Here is an 8,263-nt window from a genome sequence, read left to right as displayed (position 1 = left end):
TGTAGACAAACTCGATTTTCATCGAGTTTGTCTACAGTCTGAGAGGCCAAATTCCGATTGGGAATTTGGCCTCTATCTTATTATCCAGCTACATTTTCAGTGAACTGACTATTGTATAGCTCTGCATAGAAACCATTCTCCTTTAAAAGGTCTGAATGCGTTCCCTTCTCTATCACTTTTCCTTGATCCATAACAAGAATCAAATCTGCATCCTTAATCGTTGAGAGACGGTGGGCAATGACAAAGCTAGTCCGTCCTTCCATCAGTCGGTTCATGGCCTTTTGGATAAAGACTTCTGTCCGTGTGTCCACACTAGACGTGGCTTCATCCAATATCATGATTGGTGGATCTGCTATAACAGCTCGTGCGATTGTCAAAAGCTGCTTTTGGCCTTGAGAGATGTTCGAAGCTTCCTCGTTTAAGATTGTCTCATAACCATCTGGCAGTGTCCGAATGAAATGGTCGGCATGTGCCGTGCGGGCAGCTGCAAAAATTTCTTCATCAGTTGCTCCATTTTTGCCATAAGCGATATTTTCTTTAATCGTACCATTAAAGAGCCAGGTATCTTGAAGTACCATACCAAAATTCTTTCGAAGATCATTCCGTGACATCTTCCGTGTATCAAGGCCATCAATATTAATCTTTCCGCCATTGAGTTCATAAAATCTCATCAAGAGATTTATCATAGTTGTTTTTCCAGCACCGGTCGGTCCAACAATTGCGACAGTCTGTCCAGGCAAGACATCGATGTTCATATCTTCAATTAACATTTCTTCCCCATATCCAAAGTCCACATGTTCGAAAGAGACAGCACCATTTGCCCTTTTTATAATAGCTGTGGTTTGTTCTTTCATTTCCTCTTCTTCATCAAGTAGTTCAAAAACACGCTCAGCTGCTGCAACCGTCGACTGAATAATGTTAGCGATGTTAGCCGTTTGTGTAATTGGCTGGGTGAACTGCTTTGAATATGTGATGAATGCTTGAATGTCACCAATCGAAATCGAACGTTGCGTTACCAATATTCCGCCGACAACGCTGATGAGGACATAGCTCAAATTTCCGATAAAGAACATCACGGGCATAATGATACCCGATATAAACTGGGCTTTGCTTCCCGCTTCATACAATTCTTCATTAACCGCAGTAAACTGGGTACTCGCCTTTTTTTCATATCCGAATGCTTTAACGACTTGATGGCCGGTATATATCTCTTCAATGTGACCATTTAATTGTCCGAGTTTACGCTGTTGATCGGCAAAATATTTTTGGGATCTTTTTAAAATAGGCCGGATTGCAAATATTGACAGAGGTAAGCTGACTATCGAAATTAATGTCAATAACGGGCTTATCGAAAGCATCATGATGATAATCCCCAAGATCGTTACGATTGATGTGATGAACTGCGTTAAACTTTGCTGAAGGGTGCTCCCGATTGTATCAATATCGTTGGTCATCCGGCTAAGTGTTTCTCCGTTTGGACGTCCTTCAAAATATTTGAGTGGAAGTTTCTCGAGCTTTTCGTTCACATCTTCTCGAAGATCATATACCGTGTCTTGTGCAACACTTGACATAATGTACTGTTGTACATAGTTGAAAAGGCTGCTTAAGGCATACAGTCCGGCAAGGAGTAGAAGGATCTGGCCAATTTTATCAAAGTTAATAGCTGCTCCTGGTATTCCCTGGAATTTCCCGTAAGCTCCTTCGAATAATTCTGTAATTGCATTTCCCATGATCTTTGGCCCGACAATCATAAAAATCGTACTCATGATTGCAGCGAAGAACACGGCAATCAATTTGTTGCGTCGAGGTTTTAAATAGGTCAAGAGACGTCTTAGTGTTCCTTTAAAATCTTTTGCTTTTTGACCCATCATCATCATGTTACCGCCACCAGGACCATGCCCAACCTGACCGCCGCCTTGAGGTTTTTTGTGATTACTCATGCAATTTCCTCCTCTGTGAGCTGTGATAAGGCGATTTCACGGTATATGTCGTTTGTACTTAGCAAATCTTGGTGTGTTCCCATACCTACAATGTGTCCTTCGTCTAACACAATGATTCGATCAGCGTCCGCGACCGTACTGACACGCTGTGCGATGATAAGTACCGTCGAATTTTTCGTTTCATCTTTCAGGGCTGCACGAAGGTTGGCATCCGTCTTGAAGTCAAGTGCAGAAAAACTATCATCGAATATATAAATATCGGGTTTCCGAATGAGTGCCCGCGCAATCGAAAGGCGCTGTTTTTGCCCTCCTGATAGGTTTGAACCGCCTTGTTCGATTTCTGCCTCATAGCCGTCTTTCATGTTGCTGATAAAATCTTCCGCTTGCGCGATCCGAGCCGCATGCTGAACTTCATCTTGTGTGGCTGTTTGTTTTCCAAAGCGAATATTTTCAGCGATAGTACCTGTAAAGAGGACCGCCTTTTGTGGTACAAAGCCAATCTTTGAACGAACTTCATCTTGTGATGATTTACGAATATCAATACCATTGACGCGAATCGTACCACTTGAAATATCATAGAAGCGAGGGATCAAATTGACGAGCGTCGTTTTCCCTGAACCTGTTCCACCGATTATTGCGGTGACTTCACCAGGACTTGCAGAAAAACTAATATCCGATAATGCAGGCTCTTCTGCTCCTGGGTAACTGAACGTCACGTGTTCAAATTCAAGTGTACCGTGTTCACGATCTGCTTTTTCTGTCCCCTCATCCAGGAATGAAGGTTTCATGTCGAGGACTTCATTTATCCTTGTTGCCGACACGGCCGCTCGTGGAACCATAACGAACATCATGGATGCCATAACGAGAGCGAACATAATTTGCATAACATATTGGATAAATGCCATTAAATCCCCGATCTGCATACCCCCGTTATCAATACGAACTCCACCAAACCAAATGATACCAACAACCGTCAAGTTCATTACAAGCATCATGACAGGCATCATGAAGGCCATGATTTTATTGACTTTGATCGAGATATCCGTCAATTCTTTATTCGCTTTCTTAAGACGTTCTTTCTCTTGTATTTCACGATTGAAGGCACGAATGACGCGAATACCAGTTAAGTTTTCTCGTAATACAAGGTTCAGCCGGTCTAATCTTTTTTGCACCGTTTGAAAGAGAGGCACACCTTTATATAGAATGAGCAAGATCGACCCAATCAATATAGGCATTGTGAAAACAATGACAAGGGATAATTTTGCATCCATGGATACAGCCATGATAACTCCGCCGATTAACATGATAGGTGCACTGATAACCATACGAAGCATCATGATAACCACTTGCTGGACTTGTGTTATATCATTCGTCGTCCTTGTAATCAATGACGCCGGACCAACTTCATCGAATTCCTGCAACGTAAATTTTTCAACATGATTAAAGACTCTCAGGCGGAGATCGCGTCCCATGCCCATTGCCGCTTTGGATGAATAGTAGCTTGCGATTATGGATGCACAAGCGCCAAGCGCGGAAACCAACAGCATCAAACCACCGATTTTCCAAATGTAAGGAGTGTCTCCTCGAACGACGCCTTTGTCAATAATATCAGCCATTAGTGTAGGCAAAAAGAGGTCCGACATGGACTGAATAAAAACCAGACCGATAACTGCTGATATAATCCACTTATAAACGGATAAATTTTTCAGTATTTTTATCATTTTGTCCACTCTCCCTGTTCGGTAGCTTGTGCTTCTAAAAAGTTTGTAATTTGAAGATGCGTTTCAAGCAACTCTTCAAACTGTTCTTCGGAAAGCGTTTCAATGGCCATTTGAAAGACTTGGTGAATGCTTCCTTCGTGAAAATGAATCGTTTTTAATAAATTTTCCCCCTGATCGGTGATTGACAACTGAATCTCACGCCGGTTGCCCTCGACAGGCTCACGATGGAGCATGCCTGCGCGAACGAGACCATCGACCGCTTGGCTCAAGGTGCTTTTTGGAAGAAATGTTTTCTCCCCGACATTTTTTTGAGTTGTCTCTTTGTAAAGGGTGATGGTCATCAAAATAGAATATTGAGGAACTGTTAATCCATTTTCTGCGGCTGTCTTTTGAACGAACCGCATTATATTTTTCTGCACGTTCCAAAATGAACGCAATAGTTGTACGGAACTCATAAATAGTTTTTCATTCTCCACTCAACATCACCATTCTTTCTCTTTTGAACTGTTCCATTTCGAACATTTAATTTAACGAATCATTTTAATTTACTGCTATTCTTCCACTTAGTCAACAAAAAAACAAATTAGACTTTCGCGTGAAAACAACCCATTCAATGTGAAATAAACTTGAAAGTATGAGATGAAAAGTGTTAGGATAATATTAAGTTAGTACCAGGTAATAATACTAGATGATAACGCAAGAGAATGTTCGGTTGTTAAATGGCAAGCATGTATACATAAAAGAATTTTTTTCCATTGATACATAACAGGATTTAAGTTTACGAGACAAACAAACAGCTAATAAGAAAGATTGGTAATTTGTGATAAGAGCCCCATTTTAACTAAAGTGCAGTATGGGGAAAACATTCTGGTTTAACAGGGCAATGTTTTAATTATTAGGGATTAGGAGGGATGGTGACATATGGATAAAAATCGTCATCTACAGGCAGGATTGAGTGATGGGCAGGTGCTTGAGATGTATAAAATAATGTTGTTGGCCAGACGAATAGATGAACGGATGTGGCTGTTGAACAGATCTGGAAAAATACCATTTGTCGTTTCTTGTCAAGGGCAAGAAGCAGCTCAAGTGGGGGCTGCATTTGCATTGAATCGTGAAAAGGATTATGTTCTTCCTTATTATCGGGATCTCGGAGTGGTGCTCGCGTTTGGGATGACCGCGAGGGATTTGATGTTATCCAGTTTTGCCAAAGCGGAAGATCCAAATTCAGGCGGGCGTCAAATGCCTGGGCATTTTGGGCAAAAAAAGAATCGCATTGTGACGGGATCTTCGCCAGTTACCACTCAAGTGCCACATGCGGTGGGAATTGCACTTGCTGCAAAAATGGAAGGAAAAGATATTGTTTCATTCGTTACATTCGGAGAGGGTTCATCAAACCAAGGTGATTTCCATGAAGGAGCAAATTTCGCAGGTGTACATAAACTTCCGGTTATCTTGATGTGCGAGAATAATCAGTATGCCATTTCCGTCCCGATTGAAAAGCAATTGGCTTGCGGGAAAGTTTCGGATCGGGCCATTGGTTACGGCATGCCAGGGGTGACGGTTGATGGAAATGATCCGATTGAAGTATACCGGGTGGTGAGAGAAGCTGCTGAGAGAGGCAGGCGCGGTGAAGGCCCAAGCTTGATCGAAACGGTTTCATACAGGCTTACACCGCACTCAAGCGATGATGATGATAGTCAATACAGGTCGCCTGATGAAGTATCGGAGGCAAAAAAAATAGATTCGATCATTACTTTTGGTGCCTATTTAAAAGCAACAGGGATCATGGATGATCAAATGGAAAAACAATTGAACGAGGAAATAATGGAAGTTGTGAACGAAGCGACGGATTATGCGGAAAATGCTTCATTTGCGAATGAAGACACGCTCTCAAAATACGTGTACGCAGAAAGGTAAGGAGGAAAGAAGATGGCAGTGATATCTTATATAGATGCCGTGATTATGGCGATGCGGGAAGAAATGGAACGTGATTCCCGTGTATTTGTCTTAGGGGAAGATGTAGGGGTAAAAGGCGGTGTTTTTAAAGCGACTTCAGGGTTATACGAACAATTCGGCGAACAGCGTGTCATTGATACTCCGCTTGCTGAATCCGCAATCGCAGGAGTTGGCATCGGCGCGGCCATGTATGGGATGAGGCCGATTGCGGAAATGCAATTCGCTGATTTTATCATGCCTGCAATCAACCAAATCATTTCAGAAGCTGCAAAAATTCGTTATCGCTCCAATAATGATTGGCATTGCCCTATCGTTATCAGAGCTCCATACGGTGGGGGGATACATGGGGCGTTATACCATTCACAATCCGTTGAAGCCATTTTTGCCAATCAACCGGGACTTAAAATTGTCATGCCCTCTACACCATATGACGTGAAAGGGTTATTGAAAGCAGCCATTCGTGATGAAGACCCAGTCCTTTTCTTTGAACATAAACGAGCTTATCGCCTTATAAAAGAAGAAGTGCCGAATGATGATTATGTTTTACCCATAGGTAAAGCAGATGTAAAACGTGAAGGCGAAGACGTTACAGTGATTACTTACGGCCTTTGTGTTCATTTTGCGCTTCAGGCAGCTGAAAGGTTGGCCAGTGATGGCATATCTGTTCATATACTTGATTTACGAACCGTCTATCCATTAGATCAAGAAGCCATTATGGAAGCTGCATCTAAAACAGGAAAAGTCCTATTGATTACTGAAGACAATAAGGAAGGAAGCATCATTAGTGAAGTATCGGCGATCATTGCAGAGAACTGCCTCTTCGATCTCGATGCCCCAATCATGAGGCTTGCGGGTCCGGATGTTCCAGCTATGCCATATTCACCATCATTAGAAAAATTCTTCATGGTTAATCCTGAAAAAGTGGAAAAGGCACTTCGGGACCTGGTTGCCTATTAAATGATCGGCATCGAGGAACGAACCTTGCGCATCCGTTTAAATTGTCGTTTATATTGGGATTGATCTTAAAAATGAACTTAAGTCTAGCAACTATAAAATAGTTGCCAGGCTTTTTTTTGTGCTAAATAAATCAACTATGGTAAGAAAAAAATCCATTTGATTACACTAGAGAGGGCATATAAAACTCTACCGAATTCTTTTTAATGAACACTTTATTTAGCCGTGATTTTTGGGGGATTTTCACTTCGTATATATAGATTGAGTGAAATGCGTGGTATTATATGGTAAAGCATTCTGGCTAAAGGAGAACGAATGATGAATACTGGGCAATTATCCAATAATAAACTATTAGATAGGGTGTTTGAAAGTACATATTATGGAATTGTAATTGTCGATAGTCATGCAAAAATTCAATATATGAGCAATAAATATTGTGAATTTTTAAATGTTGAACGCAGTACAGTGATTGGTGAACATGTGACGAATATAATTGAAAATACCAGGCTACACCTAGTCGTGCAAATAGGTAAATCGGAAATAGCCGATATACATTTCCTTCGTGGTGATTTTGTTATCGCTAATCGCATTCCTATCATCGAAAATAAGGTGATAATTGGTGCGATTGGAACAATAATGTTTCGCGATCTTGATGACTGGAACAAAATGAATAGCCACATTAAGGAGATACTGACAAAACATAATGTTTATAAAAATGAAAGGGATGTAACAAATGGAGTAAAGTATTCCTTACACAATTTAATTGGAAATTCACAAGAAATACAACAGTTAAAAGAACGTGTAAAAAGGGTTGCTAGAGGTGATATCTCTGTACTAATTAGAGGGGAAAGCGGTACAGGCAAGGAAATAGTAGCACATAGCATTCATCAGTTAAGTGGGAGAAGCGACAAGCCGCTTGTGAAAATAAATTGTACTTCAATTCCGGAACACTTGTTGGAATCTGAACTTTTCGGTTATGAAGCAGGTGCCTTTACAGGGGCAAACAAGGGAGGTAAAATAGGAAAGTTTCAATTTGCTGATGGTGGAACTGTTTTCCTTGACGAAATTGGTGATATGCCTCAGCAAATGCAAGTCAAGTTATTAAGGGTTCTTCAGGAGAAGGAATTTGAGCCTGTGGGTTCGCTTTATCCAAAAAAGCTAAATGTTCGAGTGATTGCTGCAACAAATCGCCCTTTAGAAAAATTGGTTGAAGAAAAGCTATTTCGTGAAGACCTATTTTATAGAATTAATGCTGTCCAATTATTTGTTCCTCCTTTAAGAGATAGAATGGAAGATATCCCTTTACTTGTAGATTATTTTTTTAAAAAAGTTACAGCCCGAATAGGAAAACGAGCAACTTCTATACATCCTGAGGTGTTTTCATTAATAGAGAAATATGACTGGCCAGGGAATATCAGAGAACTAGAGAATGTGATAGATGCAGGTGTTCACCTATCAAATGACGAGGTAATCGGAAAAGATGCTTTACCTGATTATCTAAAACTTTATAAGGTTAAAATGAAAGATGAAAGTCTAAAAGATATTGTGGAGGAAACGGAAAAGAAGGCAATCGAAAGAGCGTTAAGGAGGTTTAAGTTTGATAAAAAACGGGTTGCGGAAGCTCTTGGAATAGGGAATTCTACCCTTTACGATAAAATAAAAAAATATCGGATTTCTGACCAATAAAAATAA

At 40.7% G+C, this 8,263-nt stretch carries 6 protein-coding genes; 3 read left to right on the top strand and 3 right to left on the bottom strand.

Annotated features, from left to right (window positions below; translation table 11 throughout):
* Positions 1-80: 80 nt before the first annotated feature.
* The 3 genes from IOC57_RS21765 to IOC57_RS21755 are packed head-to-tail and all read right to left on the bottom strand — an operon-like array spanning position 81 to position 4,137.
* Positions 81-1,940 carry an ABC transporter ATP-binding protein gene (locus IOC57_RS21765; protein ID WP_207440655.1) on the bottom strand — a complete coding sequence of 620 codons (1,860 nt, stop codon included), beginning with the start codon at positions 1,938-1,940 and terminating at the stop codon, positions 81-83.
* A complete protein-coding gene (locus IOC57_RS21760; RefSeq protein WP_207440654.1) occupies positions 1,937-3,661 on the bottom strand; it encodes an ABC transporter ATP-binding protein in 1,725 nt (574 codons plus the stop codon). The genes IOC57_RS21765 and IOC57_RS21760 overlap by 4 nt, the downstream gene beginning before the upstream one ends.
* Positions 3,658-4,137, bottom strand: coding sequence for a MarR family winged helix-turn-helix transcriptional regulator (locus IOC57_RS21755; RefSeq protein WP_207440653.1), 480 nt, complete (start codon positions 4,135-4,137; stop codon positions 3,658-3,660). Before IOC57_RS21755 ends, IOC57_RS21760 begins: the two co-directional genes overlap by 4 nt.
* A gap of 445 nt (positions 4,138-4,582) precedes the next feature.
* Between IOC57_RS21755 and IOC57_RS21750 the strand changes: the two genes are divergently transcribed.
* The 3 genes from IOC57_RS21750 (at position 4,583) to IOC57_RS21740 (ending at position 8,257) form a co-directional block, all read left to right on the top strand.
* Positions 4,583-5,578 carry a thiamine pyrophosphate-dependent dehydrogenase E1 component subunit alpha gene (locus IOC57_RS21750; protein WP_207440652.1) on the top strand — a complete coding sequence of 332 codons (996 nt, stop codon included), beginning with the start codon at positions 4,583-4,585 and terminating at the stop codon, positions 5,576-5,578.
* 12 nt (positions 5,579-5,590) lie between these two features.
* The gene (locus tag IOC57_RS21745) at positions 5,591-6,574 is read left to right on the top strand and encodes an alpha-ketoacid dehydrogenase subunit beta (protein WP_207440651.1); all 984 of its coding nucleotides are present in this window, start codon (positions 5,591-5,593) and stop codon (positions 6,572-6,574) included.
* Between the two features lie 312 nt (positions 6,575-6,886).
* Positions 6,887-8,257, top strand: coding sequence for a sigma-54 interaction domain-containing protein (locus IOC57_RS21740; protein WP_207440650.1), 1,371 nt, complete (start codon positions 6,887-6,889; stop codon positions 8,255-8,257).
* Positions 8,258-8,263: the final 6 nt, after the last annotated feature.

Source organism: Bacillus sp. SD075 (assembly GCF_017355165.1).
Taxonomy (GTDB): domain Bacteria; phylum Bacillota; class Bacilli; order Bacillales; family DSM-1321; genus Peribacillus.
Note: the sequence above shows the minus strand (reverse complement) of the source record. Positions and strands in the feature narration are given on the sequence as shown.